Source organism: Variimorphobacter saccharofermentans, from assembly GCF_014174405.1.
In the GTDB taxonomy this organism is placed as follows: Bacteria; Bacillota; Clostridia; order Lachnospirales; family Lachnospiraceae; genus Mobilitalea; species Mobilitalea saccharofermentans.
The window spans coordinates 1,880,931-1,905,979 of record NZ_JACEGA010000001.1; the positions used below are offsets into that span (position 1 = coordinate 1,880,931).

General features: G+C 35.2%; 22 protein-coding genes. 19 read left to right on the forward strand and 3 right to left on the reverse strand.

The genetic code is table 11. The annotated features are described in order from the left end of the window. Position 1 precedes the first annotated feature (1 nt). The 4 genes from H0486_RS08250 to H0486_RS08265 all read left to right on the forward strand — a co-directional run bounded on the left by H0486_RS08250 (position 2) and on the right by H0486_RS08265 (position 5,274). Positions 2-1,672: a thiamine pyrophosphate-binding protein gene (locus H0486_RS08250; protein WP_228352539.1), complete on the forward strand. Its 1,671-nt coding sequence runs from the start codon at positions 2-4 to the stop codon at positions 1,670-1,672. 14 nt (positions 1,673-1,686) lie between these two features. Further along, entirely contained in the window at positions 1,687-3,444 is a 1,758-nt protein-coding gene (locus H0486_RS08255; protein ID WP_228352540.1) for a 1-deoxy-D-xylulose-5-phosphate synthase, read from the forward strand. A 107-nt stretch (positions 3,445-3,551) separates the two neighbouring features. Next, positions 3,552-4,661 carry a CDP-glucose 4,6-dehydratase gene (gene rfbG / locus H0486_RS08260; RefSeq protein WP_228352541.1) on the forward strand — a complete coding sequence of 370 codons (1,110 nt, stop codon included), beginning with the start codon at positions 3,552-3,554 and terminating at the stop codon, positions 4,659-4,661. A gap of 127 nt (positions 4,662-4,788) precedes the next feature. Next, the gene (locus tag H0486_RS08265) at positions 4,789-5,274 is read left to right on the forward strand and encodes a GtrA family protein (protein ID WP_228352542.1); all 486 of its coding nucleotides are present in this window, start codon (positions 4,789-4,791) and stop codon (positions 5,272-5,274) included. A gap of 18 nt (positions 5,275-5,292) precedes the next feature. Here the strand turns inward: H0486_RS08265 and H0486_RS08270 are convergent, their stop codons facing one another. The 3 genes from H0486_RS08270 to H0486_RS08280 all read right to left on the reverse strand — a co-directional run bounded on the left by H0486_RS08270 (position 5,293) and on the right by H0486_RS08280 (position 8,423). After that, on the reverse strand, positions 5,293-6,243 hold the full coding sequence (locus tag H0486_RS08270) for a GDP-mannose 4,6-dehydratase (protein ID WP_228352543.1): 951 nt from the start codon (positions 6,241-6,243) through the stop codon (positions 5,293-5,295). Between the two features lie 65 nt (positions 6,244-6,308). Beyond that, the gene (gene gmd, locus H0486_RS08275) at positions 6,309-7,331 is read right to left on the reverse strand and encodes a GDP-mannose 4,6-dehydratase (protein WP_228352544.1); all 1,023 of its coding nucleotides are present in this window, start codon (positions 7,329-7,331) and stop codon (positions 6,309-6,311) included. Between the two features lie 21 nt (positions 7,332-7,352). After that, positions 7,353-8,423 carry a mannose-1-phosphate guanylyltransferase gene (locus H0486_RS08280; RefSeq protein WP_228352545.1) on the reverse strand — a complete coding sequence of 357 codons (1,071 nt, stop codon included), beginning with the start codon at positions 8,421-8,423 and terminating at the stop codon, positions 7,353-7,355. A gap of 205 nt (positions 8,424-8,628) precedes the next feature. On the opposite strand from H0486_RS08280, the gene H0486_RS08285 reads away from it, so the two are divergent. The 15 genes from H0486_RS08285 (at position 8,629) to H0486_RS08355 (ending at position 25,014) form a co-directional block, all read left to right on the forward strand. Further along, complete coding sequence (locus H0486_RS08285; RefSeq protein WP_228352546.1) at positions 8,629-10,047, forward strand: exopolysaccharide biosynthesis polyprenyl glycosylphosphotransferase; 1,419 nt, start codon at positions 8,629-8,631, stop codon at positions 10,045-10,047. Between the two features lie 46 nt (positions 10,048-10,093). Beyond that, the gene (gene rfbA / locus H0486_RS08290; RefSeq protein ID WP_228352547.1) at positions 10,094-10,972 is read left to right on the forward strand and encodes a glucose-1-phosphate thymidylyltransferase RfbA; all 879 of its coding nucleotides are present in this window, start codon (positions 10,094-10,096) and stop codon (positions 10,970-10,972) included. A 10-nt stretch (positions 10,973-10,982) separates the two neighbouring features. Then, on the forward strand, positions 10,983-11,543 hold the full coding sequence (gene rfbC / locus H0486_RS08295; RefSeq protein ID WP_228352548.1) for a dTDP-4-dehydrorhamnose 3,5-epimerase: 561 nt from the start codon (positions 10,983-10,985) through the stop codon (positions 11,541-11,543). 270 nt (positions 11,544-11,813) lie between these two features. Beyond that, positions 11,814-13,619, forward strand: coding sequence for a methyl-accepting chemotaxis protein (locus H0486_RS08300; protein ID WP_228352549.1), 1,806 nt, complete (start codon positions 11,814-11,816; stop codon positions 13,617-13,619). A gap of 362 nt (positions 13,620-13,981) precedes the next feature. Continuing rightward, positions 13,982-14,698 carry a LytR/AlgR family response regulator transcription factor gene (locus H0486_RS08305; protein ID WP_228352550.1) on the forward strand — a complete coding sequence of 239 codons (717 nt, stop codon included), beginning with the start codon at positions 13,982-13,984 and terminating at the stop codon, positions 14,696-14,698. A 466-nt stretch (positions 14,699-15,164) separates the two neighbouring features. Next, positions 15,165-16,013 (forward strand): sensor histidine kinase, encoded by an 849-nt coding sequence (locus tag H0486_RS08310; RefSeq protein WP_228352551.1) that lies wholly within the window; start codon positions 15,165-15,167, stop codon positions 16,011-16,013. A 147-nt stretch (positions 16,014-16,160) separates the two neighbouring features. Further along, a complete protein-coding gene (locus tag H0486_RS08315; RefSeq protein WP_228352552.1) occupies positions 16,161-16,784 on the forward strand; it encodes an accessory gene regulator B family protein in 624 nt (207 codons plus the stop codon). Then, the gene (locus H0486_RS08320; protein ID WP_228352553.1) at positions 16,765-16,914 is read left to right on the forward strand and encodes an AgrD family cyclic lactone autoinducer peptide; all 150 of its coding nucleotides are present in this window, start codon (positions 16,765-16,767) and stop codon (positions 16,912-16,914) included. Before H0486_RS08315 ends, H0486_RS08320 begins: the two co-directional genes overlap by 20 nt. Positions 16,915-17,841: 927 nt before the next feature. Continuing rightward, positions 17,842-17,982 carry a hypothetical protein gene (locus tag H0486_RS08325; RefSeq protein WP_228352554.1) on the forward strand — a complete coding sequence of 47 codons (141 nt, stop codon included), beginning with the start codon at positions 17,842-17,844 and terminating at the stop codon, positions 17,980-17,982. Positions 17,983-18,233: 251 nt separating this feature from the next. After that, a complete protein-coding gene (locus H0486_RS08330) occupies positions 18,234-19,133 on the forward strand; it encodes a hypothetical protein (protein WP_228352555.1) in 900 nt (299 codons plus the stop codon). A gap of 34 nt (positions 19,134-19,167) precedes the next feature. Further along, on the forward strand, positions 19,168-19,839 hold the full coding sequence (locus H0486_RS08335; protein WP_228352556.1) for a hypothetical protein: 672 nt from the start codon (positions 19,168-19,170) through the stop codon (positions 19,837-19,839). A 63-nt stretch (positions 19,840-19,902) separates the two neighbouring features. Further along, complete coding sequence (locus H0486_RS08340; protein WP_228352557.1) at positions 19,903-20,937, forward strand: phosphoenolpyruvate carboxykinase (ATP); 1,035 nt, start codon at positions 19,903-19,905, stop codon at positions 20,935-20,937. Then, positions 20,913-22,079 carry an insulinase family protein gene (locus H0486_RS08345; RefSeq protein WP_228352558.1) on the forward strand — a complete coding sequence of 389 codons (1,167 nt, stop codon included), beginning with the start codon at positions 20,913-20,915 and terminating at the stop codon, positions 22,077-22,079. Before H0486_RS08340 ends, H0486_RS08345 begins: the two co-directional genes overlap by 25 nt. Beyond that, a complete protein-coding gene (locus H0486_RS08350; RefSeq protein WP_228352559.1) occupies positions 22,063-23,112 on the forward strand; it encodes a hypothetical protein in 1,050 nt (349 codons plus the stop codon). Before H0486_RS08345 ends, H0486_RS08350 begins: the two co-directional genes overlap by 17 nt. Before the next feature lie 84 nt (positions 23,113-23,196). Further along, positions 23,197-25,014: a B12-binding domain-containing radical SAM protein gene (locus H0486_RS08355; RefSeq protein ID WP_228352560.1), complete on the forward strand. Its 1,818-nt coding sequence runs from the start codon at positions 23,197-23,199 to the stop codon at positions 25,012-25,014. The last annotated feature ends 35 nt before the right edge of the window (positions 25,015-25,049 follow it).

The following is a 25,049-nucleotide window of genomic DNA, read 5'->3' on the forward strand; positions in this document are numbered from 1 at the left end:
GTTGAGAGCATCCGAGTTTATAGTAAAAAAGTTAATAGAAGATTATGGAGTGTCAGATGCTTTTGGTATTCCAGGTGGAGTTATATTGAAGCTATTATATGCAATGAATGAAAGGCAAACTGAGTTAGAGGCTCATCTCATGACTAATGAGCAAACTGCTGGATTTGCAGCGTGTGGTTATGCGCAAGCTTCGGGTCAATTGGGTGTTGCGTACGCTACAAGAGGTCCTGGTATTACGAATATGATGACAAGTATTGCTGAAGCATACCAGGAATCTTTACCAGTCCTATTCATAACTGCGCATGGAAATAGAACAAGTGAAGAAGTGAGATTCTCAGTCAACCAGGAATTGGTTATTGTTGATTGTGTAAAGAATATCACAAAATATGCGGTAGAAATTAATAGAATAGAAGATCTTGCTGTAGAGTTTATAAAGGCTTGTGAAACTGCATTAGAAGGACGGAAAGGTCCTGTTCTCATTGATATCTTGGCCAGTTTGTTCGACAAAACTATTCAGAATGAATATATGAGAACAATGAAGCTTCCTTCAAATATGGAATGTTCAGAAATTGTTGAAAAAATTGAATATTGTATTAATGAGGTAAGTAGGCCTGTATTGCTGATTGGAGATGGTATTCGTTATTGTGTAAGTAGAGATAAATTAGATGAATTTATAAATAAACTGGGTATACCTGTACTATCAAGCAGGGGAGCACAGGATTTGATTTGTAATTCAAAATATTACTATGGATATATTGGAAGTCATGGAGTAAGATATAGTAATTTTATTCTGTCTAAGTCTGATCTGATTCTAGTTATAGGTAATAGACTAGCATTTCCTTTTGATTCAGTTAGTTTCTTGCCTATTATAAGCAATGCAAAAATCATCCGAATAGATATTGATGAAAAAGAATTTAATAGAGAAATATCAGGAGCAGATAACTATAATTTAGACGCAAAATGTGTAATTGAGGGAATAGTTAAAAGTAAATGTTCAATATTTAGTAAACATGAGTGGTTAAAAGTATGTGATGAGATAAAAAATTCTTTGGAAACATATGATAGACCGTTTCCAGTAGTACGATTGGAAAGTTATCTAAAAAAGCAATCAACGGAAAAGATTTATATTAGTGATGTCGGTAATAATGAGTTTTTTTTATCTAGAGCATTTGAAAGCGTTCATCCGAAAGGAAACTTATTGTGTTCTAAATCATATGGGACTCTAGGTGTGGCTTTGGGAAGAGCAATCGGTGCTTACTATGCAACAAGAAAAGAAGTAATCTGTATAGTGGGAGATCAGGGTTTCCAGTATAATACCCAAGACTTACATTACATTTCGATGTGGAATCTTCCTATAAAAGTAATAATTATGAATAATAATTGTTCGGGAATGATAGCGGATCATGAAAGAAAACTATTTGGTAATAAGTATATTCATACAGATATAAAAAGTGGATATACTGTGCCTGATTTAAAAAAAATAGCAGAAGCATATAACATACCTTACACAAAAGACGAAAATATAGCATGTGATAATAAGTATAAAAGTATAATATACGAAATAGAATATGAAAATGTTAAACTGGAACCTGATTTACCAAAAGGAAATAATTGCCAAGATATGTACCCGTTACTTGAGAGAGAAAAATATCGAATATTAGATGAATTGTGAAAGGAGTATGAAAAATGTATATAGAGAAAATCTATACCCCTTCAGACTTGAAAAAATTAACAATAAGAGAATGTCAGGAGTTAGCTAAAGAAATAAGAAAAGCACTTATTGTTAAGGCCAGTAAAAAGGGTGGGCATCTTGCTTCAAATCTTGGGATGGTTGATGCTACCATAGCAATTCATTATGTTTTCAATTCTCCTACAGACAAGATTATTTTTGATGTATCTCATCAATGTTATACTCATAAGATTTTAACTGGAAGAAAAGATGCGTTTATTGATGAAGAATTATATAACACATGTAATGGATATACAAATCCGGTAGAAAGTGAACATGATGTTTTTAGAGTCGGGCATACAGCAACATCTATTAGTCTAGCATGTGGCATGGCCAAAGCAAGGGATTTAGCTGGTGGAAAGGAGAACATCATAGCAATTATAGGGGATGGTTCTCTTAGTGGTGGAGAAGCTCTGGAAGGACTAAACTTTGGAGGGTCAGAGATTCAGGGTAACTTAATTATAATTTTTAATGATAATCAAATGTCAATAGCGGAAAATCATGGTGGAATATATAAGAATTTGCAACAATTACGAGAGACATATGGCAAATGTGAAAACAATCTATTTAAAGCATTTGGATATGATTATTTATTTGTAAAAGATGGACATGATATTGAAGAATTAGTAAAAACATTGCAATCTGTCAAAGACATAGATCATCCTATAGTAGTCCATATATGTACAGTTAAAGGAAAAGGTTATGAGCACGCTCAAATGAATAAAGAAAGCACACATTGGGTTAGGCCATTTGATATTGAGTCCGGAAAAGAAAAAAATCCTTTTAATGGTGCACGCTATGACTATATTATAAGAGATCATTTAATTGAGAAGATGAAAAAAGATGAACGAATTGTGACAATGATTGCAGCTGTTCCAGGAGCATTATCTTTTTCAGAAGAATATAGAAAACAAATTGGAAGACAGTTTGTTGATGTTGGTATTGCAGAAGAACATGCTATCGCTATGGCAGCTGGTATTGCTAAACATGGAGGGAAACCGGTATTTGCTACAATGTCGACTTTTTTTCAAAGAACATATGATCAAATTTCGCAAGAACTTTGTATTAATAAAATGCCAGCAACTATGATAGTTGTAAATGCATCTGTATATTCAGCGGACGATGTGACTCACATTGGAATATTTGATATTCCGATGATGAGTAATATACCTAATCTTGTATATCTTGCTCCTACAAACAGGCAGGAGTACATAGCAATGCTTGACTGGAGTATAGATCAAACGGAATATCCTGTGGCTATACGTGCTCCGAGAAATGGTGTATTTGACGCAAAAGGAGAAGTTGATGTTGATTATAGTGAATTAAATAAATATAAAGTCGTTTCAGAGGGTAAAGAAATAGCGATTATTGCTCTTGGAGACTTTTTTCAGTTGGGAGAAGAACTTTCTGATAAAATAAAGAAAATATATAGCATAAATTCCACGTTGATTAATCCGAGATACATTACTGGGTTAGATAAAACATTATTAACCGATCTGATAAAAAACCATAAATTGATTATTACTTTAGAGGATGGAGTACTTGATGGAGGATTTGGGCAAAAAATAGCAAGTTTTTATGGCCCACAGGATATGAAGGTTCTAAATTATGGTCTGAAAAAAGAATTTTTGGATAGGTATAACATTAGCGAAGTAATGGAAAAGAATCATCTTTGTGCTGATATAATTGCTGAGGATATTAAGAATTATGTATAATGTAATATGATTATAGATGGAAAGGTAATGAATAATTTAATTTATACTCAGAGATTTAATATTGATTGATTTATGTTTACAAAAAGAGAAAAAGGTGGTGCTGTATCTTGAAGTTTGATGTAGGTTTCTTTAAAGGGAAAAGAGTTTTAATAACAGGTCATACTGGTTTTAAGGGTTCATGGATGTGTAAACTTTTAATAAATGTGGGAGCAGTTGTAACTGGTTATGCGTTGGAAGCACCAACAAATCCCTCACTGTACGAGATGTGCTGTTTAGAAAGGCAGATGACCTCGGTAAAAGGTGATATTAGAAATCTGGAGTATTTACTTACTGTATTTAAGGAATGCCAACCAGAAATAGTTATTCATATGGCAGCTCAACCGATAGTACGTGATTCATATAATGATCCTGTGTATACTTATGAGACAAATGTTATGGGGACTGTAAATATATGTGAAGCAGTAAAAAGAACGCCTACAGTAAGATCTTTTGTGAATGTCACAACAGATAAGGTTTATCAAAATAAAGAATGGCAATGGGGATATAGAGAGAATGATGAGTTGAATGGATACGATCCATATTCTAATTCTAAATCATGTTCAGAACTAGTAACATCAAGCTACAAGAATTCTTTTTTTACAGATGAATATTATGAGAAGATATATGGCAAAGGAGTTACGGCTCCAGCGGTAACAACCTGCAGAGCAGGAAATGTCATCGGTGGTGGAGACTTTGCAAATGATAGAATTATTCCTGATTGTATTCGAGCAGTAGCTGAAAAAAGGGATATCATTGTAAGAAATCCATATTCTATAAGACCTTATCAACATGTACTTGAACCTGTAGTTGCATATCTGATGATTGCACAAAAACAATACGAAGATCGTAGTTTTGCCGGTTGTTATAATGTAGGACCTGATGATGCTGATTGTTGGACAACGGGTAAACTTGTTACACTATTTTGTGATAAATGGAATGAGAGTAATGGAACAAATATCACATGGAAAAATATACATGTTGGTGGACCCCATGAGGCAAATTTCCTGAAGCTAGATTGCTCAAAGCTTAAAACTACTTTTGGATGGAAACCAGTATGGAATGTAGAACATACCATGAAAAAGATAGTGGAGTGGAGTATTGATTATTTGGCAGGTGGAGACGTGTCTAAAGTGATGGATCAACAGATAGAAGAATTTCTAGCGAAAGAAACACGTTAAGAAAAAGACTTCGTTTGTAATGACTTCAGGTAGGTGAATTAATAATCAAAACTGGATTATATTATTACTTAGCTGTTAAGAATTCAATGAATATAAGGCTATGAAGAATCGGGAGCAGAGAATTAAAATGGATAAAATTTTAAATATGATCTTCAGAGCTTTCTTTAAAATGCTTCATATTAATATGAAAGAAAGTACATATAAGGTCTTACTGCAATTTATTAAATTTGGTATTGTAGGTGTGTCAAATACATTAGTCTATTACATCTTGAATTTGATAACACTTTTACTTGTTCGTGATCTTGCGTTGGAAAAAGACTATATTATAGGAAATATTATTGGATTTATATTAAGTGTACTTTGGTCATTTTATTGGAATAATAAATTGGTTTTTAAGAAAGAGGAGTCAGAAAAGAGAAATCTTTATGTTGCATTAGCCAGAACATATGCTTCTTATGCTTTTACCGGTTTAGTACTGAGTAATATCATATCCTATGTGCTTATAGATATTTTCTCTGTATCAAAATATATAGTTCCTATAATTAATTCCCTTATTGGAGTTCCAATTAATTTTGCTTTAAATAAGCTATGGGCATTTAAAAAAGGCCCATAGCAGACTAGAGTAAGTTCTTTAATGGTTAGTATTTGAGTGGAATCTCCAATAATTGAGAGAATCTAATATTGTCTGATTTATATTAATGCTTGGCTCCCACCCAGTACATTCTTGCAGTTTTCTAATATCAGCTTCAATTATTGGGACATCAACAGGTCGTAACTTATTTTTATCTATTTCAATAGATATTTGAGTGTCAGAGTTAGAAAGAACAAGCTTTAAAATCTCTTCAATCGATATTGCTTTACCACTTCCTATATTATAAGTCTCACCTGCTTTTCCCTTTTTCATTAATAAGGAATATGCTCTAACAACGTCTCTTACATCTGTAAAATCTCTTTTAGCACTAAGATTCCCAACTCTAATAATTGGTTCTTTAAGTCCTTTTTCAATTTCTGCAACTTGTTTACAGAAATCTGCGACAACAAAAGTAGGAGATTGCTTTGGGCCAATGTGGTTAAAGGCTCTTACCATAACAATATCCATATGATATGCTTCTGAATAAATTTTCCCTATCATATTCTGACATACTTTTGAGGCAGCGTATATATTACCAGGGCGTGTATGGTTCTCTTCTGATATGGGAGTCTCTTCAGGAAGAATATGGCCATATTCTTCGCCTGAGCCAATCAAAAGAATACGTGGGTAATAATCCAGTTCCCTGATGGCATCTAAAACATTGATACTACCCTTCACATTTACATCTATGGTTAATGAGGGGTTTTTCCATGATAATGCCACAGAGCTTTGGGCAGCCAGATGAAAAATATAATTTGGTTGTAATACTCTTAATAGTCGGGTTATTGCCTGTTTATCTAATATATCAAGGTTATATTGCTCAACTTCTTGGTGCTCGATAACTTCATTTTCTAGCTTAGTTACAGCTACTGACCAATGACAATCATGAATCAAATGATCAATCAGATAATTACCGACAAATCCAGCTGCACCTATAATTAATGCCTTCATGAATACCTCCAAAGAAAGAATGTCCCAATCGGTATTGAGACATTCTGTAATGTTTACTTTAATTATTACTTTGCTTCCTTTGCACTCGTTAATTCCAAATCATTCTTTACCATTCTTTCAACCAATTCAGCGAAGGAAATGTTACGTTTCCAACCAAGCTTTGTTTCAGCTTTTGTAGGATCACCAATTAAGATATCCACTTCTGCAGGACGGAAGAACTTGGGATTTATCTTAACAAGTGTTTTACCAGTTGCCTTGTCCTTACCAATTTCATCAACACCTATTCCCTGCCATTCAATTGTAATATCTACATGCTTGAACGCGGTCTCGACAAACTCTCGAACAGTTCTTGTTTCATTAGTAGCAATTACATAGTCATCCGGTGTATCCTGCTGGAGCATAAGCCACATTGCATAGACATAATCCTTGGAATGACCCCAGTCTCTTTTCGAATCCATATTACCAAGTTCAAGATGATCTTGTAGACCTAATTTGATCTTAGCAACAGCATCCGTAATCTTGCGGGTAACGAATTCTTTACCACGGCGCTCACTTTCATGATTGAATAAGATACCGCTGCAGGCATATAAGCCAAAGCTTTCTCGATAGTTCTTGGTAATCCAGTGTCCGTATAATTTTGCCACGCCATATGGACTTCTTGGATAGAATGGGGTGGTCTCCTTCTGAGGGATCTCCTGTACCAAACCAAACATTTCGCTGGTGGAAGCCTGATAGAAGCGGGCTGTAGGCTTTACGGTACGGATTGCTTCAAGCATATTAGTTACACCTAATGCGTCAATATCAGCAGTGGCCAGAGGCTGCTCCCAGCTTGTAGCAACAAAAGATTGTGCAGCTAGATTATATACTTCATCTGCCTGCGATATCTTCATGGCATTGATTAAAGAGATCACATCCGTCATATCAGCATAGATGAAATTAATTTTGTCCTTTATATGTTCCACATTCCCATAGTCAACGACACTTTTTCTCCTCATGATACCATAAACCTGATATCCTTTTTCTAATAATAATTCAGCAAGATAGGAACCGTCCTGTCCCGTAATACCAGTAATTAATGCATTCTTCATGTTTCATACTCCTTTTATTTATTATATGTATTCATTTCTATTGCATATCTTAAGATTTTCAAGTACTTTCTTGATATCTCCAGCACTTTCCTTATCACAAATTAAGGTGGCATCCTCAGTATCTACTACGATAACATTTCTCATACCTACAGTAGCGATTAATTTTTTTCCGGCTTCAATAATACAATCCTTTGAGTCAATGGTAATAACATTTCCTGTTACGACGTTACCAAATTCATTGGACTTTCGAATTCGTTCTACGGCAAGCCAGGAACCGACGTCATCCCATCCAAAGGTTCCAGGAACGGAATAGATATTATCTGATTTTTCCAGAATACCATAGTCAATGGAGATGGATTGGAAATTATGAAACTCTCGGTTAAGAACACCTTCTTCCTCCGCTGTTCCAATCGCTTCCTTTATTTTGATAAGACCATTATAGGTATCTGGGATATAGTACTCTATTTTACTAAGGATAGAAGATACTTTCCATACGAACATACCACTATTCCAAAGATATTCTTCAGAAGCCAGATATTCCTTGGCAACCTCAAGGGATGGCTTCTCAACAAAACGATCCACCGAGAAGGCTCTGTGATTACTTACTTCCGGATTGAATTTGATATAACCGTATCCGGTTTCAGGATAATCAGGAGTAATACCAATGGTAACCAGATTGGTATTCTCTTTGGCTGTTTCAGCCGCATCTCGTAAGGTATTTAAGAACATACTGTTATACTTAATTAAATGATCGGAGGGCAATACGAACATGATGGCATCTTCATATTTCTTGGAGATATGAACGGCGCCAAGACCAATACAAGGTGCGGTATTTCTGCCTACCGGCTCACACAGAATATTCTCAGCAGGAATTTCAGGGAGTTGTTCCAATACCAATGCCTTGTAATCCTTATTCGTTGATATATAAATATCCTCCATTGCTACAAGAGGAAGAATACGCTCTACAGTTAACTGTATCATTGTTTTACCATCATCCGTTAGCGATAAGAACTGTTTTGGCAGATTCTTTCTACTTTTTGGCCAAAACCGTTCGCCTCGTCCTCCTGCCATAATGAGTGCTGTCATTTTCATAGTCTGATATCTCTCCTTCGGTGTTTTATTACTCTTGTATGATACAATATAATGCAATATAATGCAAATAAATTATATTTGTTATCAAATTATGACAGCGTATTTTGTCATCGTTCTTATTGACATCAATCTTTACCTTTGATACACTTTAGTAGATGTTTGGAATTGCTTTTTGAACATTATCTTGAACAATTGAGGTATTTTCATGAGAAAGTTTGATCAATATAAACGTCTAATTGTATTCATTGCTGCATTTGTGATTTTACTTATGCATTCAGTGGTTTTTTGGTTTTTCTGGCATGGGTATTATAATAACGTAATTTGGCAGCCTTTCTTTCGCCGAGGAAGCTGGGTTATGGTTGCGCTATATGCCATGCTTATTTTTGTGTTTACGAAAATATACGGTGGCTTCCGAGTGGGGTATTATAAAAGCTCGGAGGTATTAATTTCACAGATATTGGGATTACTATTTGTAAATGGTATCACCTATTTACAGATCAGTTTGCTTGCATTGGGATTTGTTAAAGCGGTTCCATTACTAATTATGTCGGCCATTGATGTTGTTATCATAATTATATGGACCTTCATATCGAACGCGATATACAAAAGACTCTTTCCGCCTAGGAAAATGATTTTACTCTATGGTGACAGAGCACCTGATACCTTAATCGAGAAGATGAGTACGCGTAAGGATAAGTATCAAATCTGTGCTGCTATGAATGTGAACAAAGGCTATGATGCGATTATTAAGGTGATCCATGATTTTGATGCAGTAATTGTATGGGATATACCCTCGTCACTACGTAATCCAATTGTAAAATACTGCTTTGGCCATTCCATACGTACTTACATTATGCCCAAATTATCGGATATCATTATCATGCGTGCCTCTGATATTAACCTATTTGATACTCCGCTGCTATTATCAAGAAATATCGGCTTAACCTTTGATCAGAAGATAATGAAAAGAGCTATGGATTTAGTATTGTCAATATTACTTCTAATCCTTACCTCTCCCTTCATGCTGGTGGTGTCTCTTCTGATTAAGCTATATGATGGGGGACCTGTATTTTATAAGCAGGAACGATATACTATTGACGGAAAAACATTCATGATGTATAAATTTCGAAGTATGATAGTGGATGCGGAGAAAGATGGAGTTGCCCGACTTGCGGAAGAACATGATGATCGAATCACTCCAATTGGACGTTTCTTACGCTCCATCCGTATGGATGAGCTTCCACAGCTATTTAATATCATAGCAGGTGATATGTCGATGGTTGGACCGAGGCCAGAACGACCTGAAATTGCTGAGGAATACTTAGCAGAGATGCCGGAATTTGAATATCGGTTAAAGATGAAGGCAGGCCTAACTGGATATGCACAAGTATATGGTAATTATAGTACGACTCCCTATGATAAATTGAAGCTTGATATCTGTTACATCGAAAGTTATTCAATATGGCTGGATATCAAGTTGATTTTGCTTACAGCAAAGATTATATTCCAAAGAGAGAGTACAAAGGGAATTATGGAAGGACAGATTACCGCCAAGCAAATAAATGATTCAATAGGGGAGTTAACAAGTGCAATTGATATTGATTTAGAGGAAGATAAAAAATAACCGGTTTTACCCATTAAGCGCGGTAAGCTAAAGTAGGAGGCTGAATATGAAAGGTATTATATTGGCTGGGGGTTCCGGAACAAGGTTATATCCATTAACACTTGTTACGTCAAAACAGTTATTGCCTGTATACGATAAACCGATGATTTATTACCCGTTATCCACACTTATGTTGGCGGGAATTAAGGAGATACTTATAATTTCTACTCCTAATGACTTACCTAATTTTAAAAGACTTCTAGGTGATGGTAGTAATATTGGTATAAGTTTATCATATGAAGAACAGCCATCACCGGATGGCTTGGCTCAAGCATTTATTATCGGTGAGAAGTTTATTGATGGAGACTCCTGCGCCATGGTGCTTGGAGATAATATTTTTTATGGCAATGGACTAACTCGTATATTGAATAATGCAGCAAAGCAGGATAAAGGAGCTACCATATTCGGCTATTATGTTGAGGATCCGGAACGTTTTGGTATTGTAGAGTTTGATGAGAATGGTAGGGCAATATCTATTGAGGAGAAACCGGCAAATCCGAAGTCAAATTATTGTGTTACAGGACTTTACTTTTATGATAACAGAGTCTGTGAGTTTGCTAAGCAGATCAAGCCTTCTCATAGAGGAGAACTTGAAATCACTGATCTGAATAATATGTATCTTAAAGATGGTAGTTTAAATGTAGTTACCCTTGGGCGAGGATATGCATGGCTGGATACGGGTACCATGGATGCCTTAAGTGAAGCTTCTGAATTTGTAAAGGTGATTGAACAAAGACAGGGAATCCAGATTGCTGCAATTGAAGAAATTGCCTATAAGAATGGCTGGATCGACAAAGATAGGCTGATCCAATCAGCTGAGCATTATGGCAAGTCCACGTATGGACAGCATCTGATGAAGGTAGCGAATGGGAAAATCCTGTATTAGGAGGAGCATAATGAAGGTAATAAAAACAGATTTACAAGATGTATATATCATAGAACCAAAGGTGTTTGGAGATAATCGAGGATGGTTTATGGAGAGCTGGTCTGAGAAGACTATGGTGGAGGCAGGACTCCATTATCAATTTGTTCAGGATAATCATTCCTACTCAAGCAAGAAGGGAACACTTCGGGGATTGCATTGTCAAAAGGGTGATGCAGCACAGGCTAAGTTAATTCGTTGTACAAGAGGTGCAGTGCTGGATGTAGTGGTTGATGTACGAAAAGGTTCACCAACCTATAAAAAGTGGATTGCTGTTGAACTATCAGCTGAAAACTTTCGACAGATATTGATACCCAGAGGATTTCTTCACGGATATTTAACATTAACTGAGGATGTAGAATTTTTATATAAGGCAGATAATTTTTATAATGCTGAAGCAGATCGCTCCATCATGTGGAATGATCCTGATATAGCAGTTAACTGGGGAATTGAGTGTCCAATTGTATCGGAGAAAGATGAAAAAGCACCAAGACTTTGTGATAGTGATATTGATTTTATTTATGAAAAGGTATAAATATATTCTATTAAAATATTTATTATGGGATAATGATTCTTTCACCACTTGATTTGTAATGTTGTGGAGGAATGATTATCCCTTTTCTTTTTGCGTGTACACCAAATAATCCCATATAACGTCACAAATATTACTTTTTTGTTAACATAAAGTTATTCTATTGCAACATATTTGCACTTATGGTATATTTTGAATTAATAGAATTAGTAATAAAAAATGTTATTTTCTTTTTGAGTTTCCATATCACTACATAGTAAAAGGAGATACTAAATGAGATTCTTGAAGTTTAACAGCATCAATAAGAAAATATGTGTATTGGTATCAGCGGTTGCAATTTACTCACTATTTGTAATATCTATTATGAATTACATAATAGCAAATAATGAATTAAAGCGTTCGAATGAGATTATTTTAAGAAATGCAATAGAGACAGTAATGGCTGATATTAACCGAAACCATAGTTATACATTGAGTGACTCAGCATGGATGACAGAGGAGACAGCGAAGGAGTCTTCTATAAATATGATACAAAATCTGCTGAATGAGGAAGCTGAGGCAACCTCCGGAGCCACTGTGGAAACGGATGTTGTATCAGCTGCAACGGAAAATTCGGCATATAGAATACATACCCTTGACTTAGGTGAAACGGGATACTTTTATATCTTGAATTCTCAAGGAGATATCATATATCATCCATCTATGGAAGGTAATGTAAGTAATGTGCAAACTAAGGATGGAAGACTGATCCTACCTGAGATTATTGATACAGCGAAAAATGGTGGCGGTATCCTAAGCTATACCTTATCTGATAAATCATTAAAGGATAAGCAGACTGTATATACCATGTATTTTCCTCATTGGGATTGGATTGTATCAGCGGTGACCTATGATAAAGAATTGGCAAGGGGTTCCAGTATCATATTATTATCCAACACCATAGCAGTAGTGTTAACGCTGGTACTTGCAATAGCGATTACGATTTTTGTTACCAGAAGAATTACCAAACCAATCAAACAGGTTACTCATATCCTGGAGCAAGTATCAAATGGAGATCTAACACAGGAAAAGATAAAGATTAAAGCAAAGGATGAAACAAAAATCCTTGGGGACTCCGTAAATAGATTGCTTGACAGTTTTAACGATATTCTAAAAACGATGATTACTTCAGGAGATAGAATCAATACATTTTCTTCGGATTTAAGAGAAACCTCGTCATATATGTCCCAGGCAACCGCTGAGGTAGCTCAGACGATTTCTCATATTGCGGAAGCAACCCAGGAGCAATATAAAGATATTATGGATAGTGTGAGTAAGGTTACGAAACTGGGAGAGGATATCAATGAGACAGCTGAGGCTAGTAATCAGATCGAAGCATTAGTACAGCAGAATCTAGAACTTAAGGAACAGGGATTATCCTCCGTGAATAATCTAAAGGATGCCAACAGACTAAACAAAACAAATGCGAATGAACTGGAAAAGGTAATTGGAAGAATCAGCGAGCACTCACAGGATATTGGTGAGATTACAACCATAATTACGAACGTTGCAAAACAAACGAATCTGCTTGCTCTGAATGCGAGTATTGAAGCTTCCAGAGCAGGGGAACACGGTGCTAGCTTTGCAGTAGTTGCAGAAGAAATACGAAAGCTGGCTAGTGAGATTTCAATATCCACGGAAAAAATCCGAAATCAAATTTCAGATATGCAAAATCAATCAGAAGAAGCAGTTCGATTCGTTCAAGTCAATAAAAGCGGTGTTAAAAAGATCAATAGTTCTGTGGAAGATACAGAAAATATATTCCAAAAGATTTCTGACAGCTTGCAGCAGCTGGTTGAGGGTATTAAGGTTATTGCAAATAATAACTATAATATTAACCGCCAAAAGGACGAAGTCTTGACTCTATTACATCATGTTTCTGCAACCGCAGAAGATAATTCTGCTTCCATTGAGGAAGTTTCCGCTTCGACAGAGGAACAGTCGGCGACAGTTGTTGGTATTTCAGACAGCATCGTACAGCTGAACGAAATGACGAAGGAACTGGATAATCTAATCAATCGATTTAAAATTAAGGAATAATTAAATACCACTTTCTTGATGAGAATTTGATATGTATATTTTCATCGGAAAGTGGTTTTATATTGCAATTGTAGTGATTTTCTGGATTATCAATACTCTGGCTATTACCATACCAATCAAAATCTTTGTCCGATAATTCGATAACATCTCCTATTCATCCTTCATGTGAAAATATAATTTATGGAAAGCAATTAATAGTAAATTGTGTTAGACATTTACAAATTATTACTATATAATAATGGTACAAGTTAATTGGTAAATTTCTTACTCAAATTATATAAAATACCAATTTTCAAAATGATAGAAACGAATGAAATAATGATTCAATTGCACTTTTAAAATTGACAGGGAGATGACGGATTATGCTTAAGATTGCAATATGTGATGATGAAAAGTACTACAGAGATTATATTAAAAGGCTGCTTACAGAATATATGAACAGGAATCAAATTGAGTCCTGCATTGATTTATATGAAAATGGGATGCAGTTATTTGAACAGGGAATTAAGCTGGCCAAATATAACATAATATTTCTGGATATTAACATGGAAGAATTGGATGGCATTAAAACAGCATACAAAATAAGAAAATTTAACCCAGAGGCTTTCATTGTATTTGTTACTGCATTCATTAATTATGTACTGGAAGGATATAAAGTAGATGCAATTCGTTATATTATGAAGGATTCTATACCGATATCTTTAGTTGAATGTATGAATACCATAGTGAAGAAAATGAAGATATTGATGAAAAAGATGAGCTTTTCCTTTATTGAAGGAGAAAAGCAAATCTTTATAGATAAGATTATTTATGTGGAAAGTCAAAAGCATAAAATTATGTTCAAAGTACTGGAAGGGAGGATAAATACATATAGCCTATATGATAAGCTGGATAATATGGAAGAACGATTGAAGGAGTATGGCTTTCTACGCATCCATAAAAGTTATCTTGTGAATATGAAATATATTGAGAAGATTAGTAATTATAGGGCTTATTTAAGCTCGGATGAAATACTACCAATTCCAAAGCAAAAGTTTCAACTGGTGAAGGAAGCGTTTGTGTTGTATAAGGGGGAATAGGATGATCATTAGTTTATTACAAAGCTTTGTAATAATATTATTTGAAACAGCATGCTGTAAGATATTTGCAGATACTTTTTTTCATCGCAAGGAATATATTAATAAGTGGATAAAAAAATACATCTTAGTAATCATGTTTATAGGGTTCTTTGTTATATCAACAATTCTGCTGAGCTTCGCTTTATTAAAATACATAAGTATCGTTGCCTTCATTATTTTATTATGGAAAATATATTATCATGCAAAACTTAAGCAGATATTGTTTTTTGCTATTATATATTTCGGGATTTTGATAAGCATAGATTATTCCTTGCTTACATTATTAAAATTTATATTTTCAAAGGATTATTATTCATTCCTAAATAGTCCATTAAAGGGTACTTTAATTGCATTACTATGCAAAACCGTCTTATTTATTATCTTCTTTTTTATCAGACGCATATGGAAACCACATGATAGTTTGAATATGATTACGAATAAGGAAATGATACGTTTTGCGTACTTTCCATTATTAACATTAGGAACAATATTTGCGTTGATCGCCACAACTGATTATGAAAACATGGTTCAGAATATTTCGCTATTATTCATTGCAGTAGGTATGGCCATAATGAATATGGTGATATTTTACTTAATACATGACATTATTGACAGAGAGATACAGATACAGAATGATCGATTAGTTCAGGAGAGAACAAAAAATCAGATGCGTCTTTACTATACGATGAAGGAATCCTTTGAGAAACAGAAGAAATATATGCATGATTATAAAAATCAACTAAACTGTATTAAGGGTTTGTTGATGAACGGCAAGCTTCAGGAGTCGATTGATTATATAACTGGTCTTACTGGAAATATTGATATGGATATGGATTCTATACATACGAATAATGTAGTAGCGGATGCAGTCATAAATCAGAAATATCGGGATGCCAAAAGAAATGGAATAATTATTATGATTACGGTTAATGATCTGTCAAGATTAATCATAACAGAGCAGGATTTGGTTTCGTTACTTTCTAATCTTTTAGATAATGCAATTGAAGCCTGCCAAAAACTTGAAGAGAATAAAGTGATTCAGTTTAAGTGCATGAATGATAAAAATCAACTTATTATTGCTGTAAATAATCCGGTAAGGGAGGACATTCAGATTATTGACCAAAGAATTGCAACTACAAAAGAGAATAAACAGGATCATGGTATTGGATTACTTAATATTAGGGAAATTATTAATAAATATAATGGAACCAGTGCAATTAAGTGTGAAAATCATTGGTTTTACTTTTCAGCGCTCATACCGAATGAAATATTATGAAGGGGCTTTTTTTGTTTTCGCGCAGTCGGTTTTTGCTATCATGATTGACGTTATTATACTTTAGGATGTTAATATTAGTTGTAGGGATAAATTGAATGCATAGATTAAGTCACCAAGCATATAATATATTAAATAGGATGCTTTGTGATGAAAGGGGACAGGCATATATTTATGGTTCATAAAATCGCAGTTCGGATTAGTGAAAGTCTTATTAACAATGGAATGAGTAACCGAGATAATGTAGAGTACTATATTTATGGAATTGAAGTTTTTATTGAGAAGATTACTTTTTATCTAATAGTTCTCTCCTTAGCATTGTATTTCAGACTTTTTATTCCGAGTATATTATTTTTAGTATTCTTTATTGCTTTGAGAGGGAGAACAGGCGGTTATCATGCAAAACGTTATATTAGTTGCTTATTAGGATCGACCTTATTATTTTTATCATGTTGTAAGGTGTTTGCTCCTTTTTTGCTAAACAATACGCTCATTATGTATTTATTATGTGCAATTGCAAGTGTTATAATTTTGATATTTGCACCGGTTAATCATCCAAATGTAAATATGGACTCGGAGGAACTGAATAGCTATCGGATAAGAGCCAGAGTGGTTCTTGGATTAGAATTATTATATATAGTTACATTATCCATCTTGAGAATAAAATCGGTATATATTATATTTCCATCAATGGGGATTATAATGTGTGCTGTTTTATTAATGATTGCAAAAATTATAAAACAGGAGGTAAGCTATGAAAGAAGATTTGATTAAGAAAAGTGTATTAAGATCAGTTCAAAAGGTAGCAGAAGTGGAGGCAAATATGGCTTGGACACCTTGGCCTCCGAATTGTATGGGGCTAATTCATCAGCCAAAGAGGCCTCAGAAAAAGAATACGAAATAAGAAATAAGAAATAAGAAGTAAGAAGTACATAGGTACAGATATATAGTTGATAAAGAACTGCCATTTGGGGCGGTTATAACTTAATCCCGGAATAAATCGGCATAGTATGGTTTGGCTTACCTGCTATGCCGATTATTCTTTTCCATTATGATTTTTGATGCTTCCAACAGTATGGCAACTTAATCACCGACTTTTTATGCATTTCAAGAGTGCATTCTTGTCTATGCAATTGTAATGTCAGCCATGAGATTGTATGCTATAGATGGTAGCCAGGTACTCCACATTTTCTTGTACTTATGAACTATTTTCCCTGTGAATAATGAAAATTGTTTACAGGGAAAATAGTTCACATCAATGACATCATAGTCTACATCAAATTGAGCTAAAGCATAACTTAAAGTAATGTTCAAGCAAAAGATGATGAATACTTAAAACTTTAAATATAAAATAGAATATGGTGTGAACTATGAAATGATGTGGTAACCATTTGATAATCTGTTCTCTCCAAAATGTTGTTGTGACTATATTATTGCAATTGTAATTTTCAACTTTAAGTTATCAATGGTTACCATAAAAAAATCCGGTAGGGTAAATCAATCATCCTACCGGATTTTTTTATCGCATAAGGAATTTCTCCGAATTTCCTATACGATAAAAAAGATAAGTAATAAATAACAGCTATTTAATACACAATTACGCATAATATGCATCAAAACAGTCGATTTGTGTAGTGGAGCGGTATGTTCATGCATCAGGCATTGAAATATCAGATATCGTGTAGTAAATTTATGTCAATAAGAAGCAAACAAACGAGAATTCAAAGGATTGAGCTATTTTCTTTGCAAATAACAGAAGAGTGTTTGCAAAGAAAATAGTTCACATCAAAGTAACGAAACATATCAATTAAAAATTTAGGAGGTATTGGCCATGGAAGAAAAAAGAATGGATAACACAATGGAAATGCAAACTGAGATTTCTGAGAACATCGATTTAGTTACTATGTTTGATGACTGCGAAAGTGGTTTCTTGGCTAAGAAAGATAAGTTAATCACCTGGTTATTATCATAATAAGTTTTAATTAGTAATAAGATGTGAACTATTTGAAAAGTGTGGTAGCACATGGAAAGCTGTTTTCATATGATTGGCTTATGAGTACATATTCAGAAACAATTATTTGCAATAACGCATAGAAAGCTTAATCTGGCAAACTATGCATTCGCTTTCAGGCTGTTACCACACTTTCTTTATTGCAATAAGACTTCAATATTCAATATTTGAGAATGATTTGTCATGAGGATATAGAAAATTGGGTGAATAGAATGAACGAATACGAATTCGGTAAAATTATAATAAAATCACTTCAGAATATAACCGAAGAAATGGTTTTATTACATAAGGAGCTTGGAAGTAATCAGGAATTAAACCGATGTAAAAGGCACGTTATCTATATAGAGAATTTGGAACGTTGTTTTGAGCGCTACATAGTCGGGATGCAAAGAGTTTACCATAATCCCGTAACTGGACATGAGATATGGAGGGATAAGGAAAAGACCGTTGATATAACCTCTAATATCATAAGTGTCACAAGGAGCTTCTCCAGTGAGATTTATTATCGAGACAGAGAAGAATTATATGGATGCTTAAGGGGAAAGCTGTGTGAACTGATTCGTAAGGAGGCCTTGGCTACGTCTCTATATGCCATCCATGCGGCATTACTCCGTAAGGGTGATGATATTATCTTAATAGTAGGGAATAAGGGATCAGGAAAAACTTCATCTGCGTTGAGAGCTTACTTCAGACATTGGGACATCCTAACGGATGAACTGATCTTTGTGGACAGGGACAAGCAGATTTCAGCGTTAAAGAGATACCCGGCTCTATCCGGTAAGGTTCTGGAGCGATATTTTTCCAATTACCCAATAGAACGAGTAAGAACTATACGAAGTGCTATTACAGGTGAACAAAAAGAATTACTGAAGCTTCCAATTCTATACGAGAAAACCGGTATCAATGTGAATTGTATCAGTTCAATTTATATCTTACCCAATAATCGCAATTGCTTTATAGAAGAACGGTTTAAAAGGAAAATATTTCTTAATAATTTTATACCCGGTAACCTAGATGATACATTACTATATCAGAATTGCAGCTCACTATATGAGAAATGCAAGATGATATTACTTCAGGATGCGGAAACTGTTTTTAGTGACTCTGAATAGGATAAGTAATGCTACACGGTAGGAAGGAACTGCTATGGTTGATAAAAAGGAGATCTTAGAAGCATATTGCATCAGCAATCACATCGATTATCACTGTATATTATTACATGGCTCCCAGGCAATCGGATTTGCCAACCAGTATTCAGATTACGATTATCTCATAATAACTCGGGATAAAGGGAAAAAGATAGATACCTTTCTTGATAATACGCATTGTAAGATTCAGCTAGAATTCCTGGATCTGTCATCATTGGAACAGCTTTTGATGCAATACGAGGATACTCTTTTTGACAGAATATCGGATCTGAATCTGATGGCAGGAAGAATCCATATGAGTAAAATGGTTGTCAACAGAGATGATGAGGTCGGAAAGCTCATGAAACACTACCGACCATTTAAACAAAGGAGTAAATTAATTGAGAAATTCATATATCAAGCCATGAATTTTTATTCTGACTCCAAGAGCAGCGATTTTTTATTAAAGAAATACTCTATTGATATGATGCTGCGATCCTTAGGTGTGGCTTATCTGATTTCCAAGGATATCTATTGGCTTCATCTGAAATGGCAGCATAGATTCATGGAAATACTCCTTCCAGTAGATATGTATGAAATCTATATGAGGCTGTTGTTGGAGAATGCTTATTATCGAGATGAGGATATCGTGAAATATTCTAAGGATTTAATTCAGCTTATTCAAGAATAACATGATTCACAATGATAGATTACAATAAAAGCTTTATGGCTTCAAAGAAAGGAATGATATTCCATGCTTAATCAGATTACTTACTGCATCAACCGTAAGGTATATTCCTTTGATAAAGACCTATTAACCGGCATTTCGATGAAATATGATACAAATTCAATTCATTATACTTCAATTGTTAATAAGGTGGGCTTGTATTTTACTGCTGGTTCCAGGGAAGTGATAGATACAATGAAGAAATACTATCAAGAAATGACCTGGAGTAGCTTCACCGGACCCATTGTACATATTCATTTGATGAAAGCACCCTCCTATGATGATAAAATATTCTGGATTACAGAGCAGGATAATCTTCTAAAGGGTCAAAATCAGAACGGAGACACCTTCTACTGCTTCAATAATAATATGGCAAAGGTAACGAGTACGGGACACCGCATAGAGGTTCATTATGTCGATAAGGAATTTTCATTATTTTTGCCTCTGTTAATCAAGGTGATAGAAGGAGTTGTTATTGAACATCATATTGGACTGGGCTTTTTTCCGGTTCATGGAGCTTTGATGATTCATGATGTGAAAGTATATATGCTACTTGGGTCATCCCAATCCGGTAAAACCACATTAATGGAGCTTTTGGCAGAAAGGGGTTACCAGGCATTAAGTGATGATATCATTTTCTTGGATTTACATGGCAGGGCCTATCCATTCGGACATTACGTAAAGCAGAATTGCGATGACAGAATGGATAAAAGAGTCTGTGAGGATTTCTATGTGGAGCAAAGTATACATATCACAAGAAGAATTATTCCAATCCCCTCTACACCATATGAGAATGGTTTGAATATAGATTGTATTGTATTTCCGAGTATTTCTGCTATTGAAGAGGCAAAACTGTACGAAAGCAGTATGGGCGAGACGATGCTTCATCAGCTGCTTAGTGATTATCCGAATGGTTATTTTGTAGAAGCAGATTTTAATTATTGTCAGGCGGCAATTATGATTAGCCAGTTGCTAAAGTGCAGGATGCTCGAAATGAGATTTGCCTATAACAAGGACAACGGAAGGGTTGTGAAATTATGGGAGAAGAATATGGAACAATAATTACTTCCGATGGAACGGGGAGTATGAATATAATGGCGGCTGGCTGTTGGTTTGATTCGGGATCCTTTTCTGATCCTTCTAATCTTCCCGGATTACATCATTTCCTGGAGCATATTCTACTGAATATTCCGAACATAAAGAAGCAATTTCATAAGCTGAAGGAAAAGGGAATTCTGGTTAATGCATTCACATCCCATGAAATCATGTGCTTCTATGCAGCCTCTCCGGAAGAGGATATGGAAGAAATTATGGAGTTTATGAAGGAACTTCTTTCTAGCAAAATTGACCCAAATGAAGATTTGGGCTTTGAGAATGAACGTAATATTATCTTAAGTGAGCTGGAGTACCACAATATTCTCGTGGAACATGCAAGAGAAAGTATTTTAAACAGGATGTTTCCGGAATTACGGGATAGATTTCGTATTCTCGGAACAAATGAGGGAATTAAGTCAATAAGGTTGGAGGATGTTTCTGAATTATATAATAATATTGCGAACAGAAGTTGTAGGTTCCTTACTCTGTGTGGCAATGGTATCGATCAATGGTTAATGGATAAACAGGAAAGATATCAGGGCTTCAATAAGAATACCTGTCATTCTGGACAGGAAGACAAGTCCATTCATACTAATTTGCAATATCATCCGGTGCAGAGTGCGGGGGAGGCTCTGCATTATTCGAAGGATAAAATAGTTCACTATACGGCCGGAATGTTTTTTCGTAAAGAATTTCGTAAAGAAGGGCAGGTTTTCTCTGAATATGTGAAGGAGCAATTAACGGAGGAGCTAAGAGAAAGGCTGAGTATTACTTACCGCGTGGAAACCTCTAATCTGAATTTTCGCTCTGGATATGTGACCTTTTGGATGATCAAGACGTTGGGTCAGAATGTCCCACTGATTACAGAGAAGATCCATTTGCTGATCGAGAAAATGAAGGAGGAACAAGCAGCTCTTCTTAATCAACTGGAACGAAAGATCAGGATAAGAAACAGTATCAAAAACAACAATGTCTTAAGCAGCCTGCTGAAACTGGGATATGAGAATACCATCTTAAAGGATGAAACGGATGATTGTGATTTTATCGCATTTATAAAAACAATGCAAAATAGAAAAGGGGACTTTTATCAAAATGTCATTGAATTATGAAGCAGCATCAAAATATATCCTTCAGGATAAGCTAATCGTAAAAGAAACGCAGTCCGAGTATATTGTAAAATCACCCAGGGGGGTAGTTCTGTTAAACCGCTTGCAGTATGAGATCCTTATGCGCTTCTCGGAAACACCGATTACTCTGAACGATATTTATATGCAATACAATAACCTGCCGTCAGATAAACTGAAAAATCTCTTAGACAAATTTATCTTTGAAAAGCTGATATTGGACACAAGAACGAATCGATTACAAAAGAAAACGATAGGATACTATTTTCGTATGCTTACTCGTATTGAATTGCCCAGTAGGAGATTAATCGTCATTATAAAAAAGTGTCTGGCATCCCGTAATATGACATGGAAGGTAGTATCCTCTCTGATTTGTATCAGCCTCTCCATCTATTGTAATATTCGGCTAATTCCTTATACTGGATTTTCATGGAATCAGGTAGAACGGTGGTTTGGATTTCTGCTAATTGGTATTGCGATTGCTTTTTATCATGAGGTCTGGATGGCTGCATTTATTATCCGTTATGGAGGAGAGCATACCATAAAATTTAAATTAAGAATACTCTTAGGTGTCTTTATCAGTGTAGTTGTTGGTTGGGAATATCTGCTTACCATTGAGAAAAAGAAGACACTCCGTACCTTTTTGCTGGTGGATTTGTTTACGATAGCCCTATGTTCGAAATTTGCTATCATCGGTTTCCTTTTTATGTGCTTATCAATGAAAAGCCTGGCGTATATGTTTTGTACCTTTTCCATTATTGGCTATTCCTATATGCTGATTAATCTTTGGCCGTTCTTATTAAAGGGGGACGGATATAATATGTTCTGTATCTATAATAATGTGGCAAGACTTCGGAATTATTTTTTGCGTCTGATCTATTCCGTAGTATGCAGAAAACCCATTGATTTTATACCAAAGGGAAAGCTGCTGTTATACCTTTTATGGGGGTTCATGTTTGCTCTATCGTTAGTATTTATAGAGTATGCCTTTTATCATGGCTTACGGCTAAGAATTTAGAAAAGAAAACTACATGGGATTAGGCCCTTGACATTATGAATAAATCTATGGTGGATAATCTTAGAAGGAAGGGTGGATATACATATGTATGATATCATACTGGTTAATCCGATAAAAATTAGGGACAGCTATGTGATGCTGCCGCTGGGTACCTTAACATTGGCAACAATATTAGAGGAAAATCATATCAATGTAAAGATAGTAGATTTTAATTATCTTTGGGAAAAAAAGCTTCTTGATAAAGAGAAGAATATAAAGGCACTTCTGGAGGAAATGTGTGATTATCTGCTTGGTTTATCTCCTGGAATAATTGGCTTCAGCACCAACAGCTCCTGTCATCATGTAGCAATTGAGCTGGCTCGCTTACTGAAGGAGAAGGGAACCCCAAAGGTGATATTCGGAGGTCATCAGGCCAGTCTGTGTGCGATTGAGACCATGAATCAATTTCCTTGGATTGATTTGGTTTCTGTGGGAGAAGGAGAATACAACATTGTTCCAATTACGAAGGCTCTGCTTAATAATGAACCACTGGATCAGATACCAGGTATCGTATTTCGGGAATCCAATATGATAATAAGTACCGGGGAAGCAAAACTGATGGAAAATCTGGATTTACTTCCAATGTTGCATTACGATCTGATTCCCATGGATATTGAAACCAACAGGGCTAATAAAATAGCATTTCCCATTGAAGTAGGCAGAAGCTGTCCATTTCAATGCACATTCTGCTGTACGAAGACCTTCTGGAAGCAGAAGCCCCGAATGAAGAGCACGGAGCGATTAATTTCGGAGATAGAATTTATCATTGAGAAGTATGGAATATATGATTTCCATTTTCTTCATGATTTATTTACCTTTCATCAGCAAAAGGTCATTGATTTTTGCAATCAGGTAATTGCAAAGCAGCTTCCAATACGCTGGATCTGCAGTATTCGAGTAGATACAGTCAACGAAAGCCTGATACGAATTATGAAGGAGGCAGGATGTCAAAAGGTCTTCTTAGGAATTGAGACAGCCTCTGCAAAGCTACAGAAAGTAATCAGGAAGAACCTGAACATATCAAATATATGGGAAAAGGTTCAGCTTCTGCAAAAATACCATATAAAAGTAGAAGCAGGCTTTATGTATGGATTTCCGGAAGAAGAGGAGGAGGATCTAAATCAGACGCTGAATATGATGCTGCGCGGTGCCGGCCTCGGTTATTGGTTCCCGGAAATCGGAGTTTTGAATGTGGAAAATGGTACGGAAATACACGACCAGATCAAAGATCGCTTATATATCAAGAAAAATCTGGACAATATTTATCTGTGTGGATACGAGGAATTTGAATATTTCTATCCCATGTTTTCGAAGCACAAGGATATCTTTCCGCATTTTTGCGATTTTGACAGTATTACAAGACAACAGTATGCATATTTAGATCGATTTGTCTGGATATTAGTTAGTATGCTATTCCTTGGCTTTAAGACCTCCATCAGTATGCTGATTAAGTTATATGAGAATAATATCCTAGCCATTTATACAGATTTAGTAACAGAATGCAGCGAGAAGTTCCAGAGTATATTCGTTGAGAATTTTGCAGTAACCAATAGCACGGATCGGGATTCTATTGAGAAAAGAATTGACTTATTAAATACTTTTGCAGAGATTATTGCGCAGAATAAAGAGTATGGATCCGTTATTACTGAGATATTTGAATTAGACCAGCAGATCGTAATGCTTCGTTTGTATGGAGAAATCGGAGAGAGTGTGGAGTTAAATTTCCAATATGATTTGCTTCAGATCAAACAATCTGGTAAAATGAATACAGATATTGGAAAATACAGGATAATACTAGAAAAAACAGAAGGTAATCGAATTAAGATGGAGGGTTTCTCAAAGAATATCCAGCCTGTTTGTTAGCAGATCGTCATTAATCACTTGTCTGTTACCCAAAG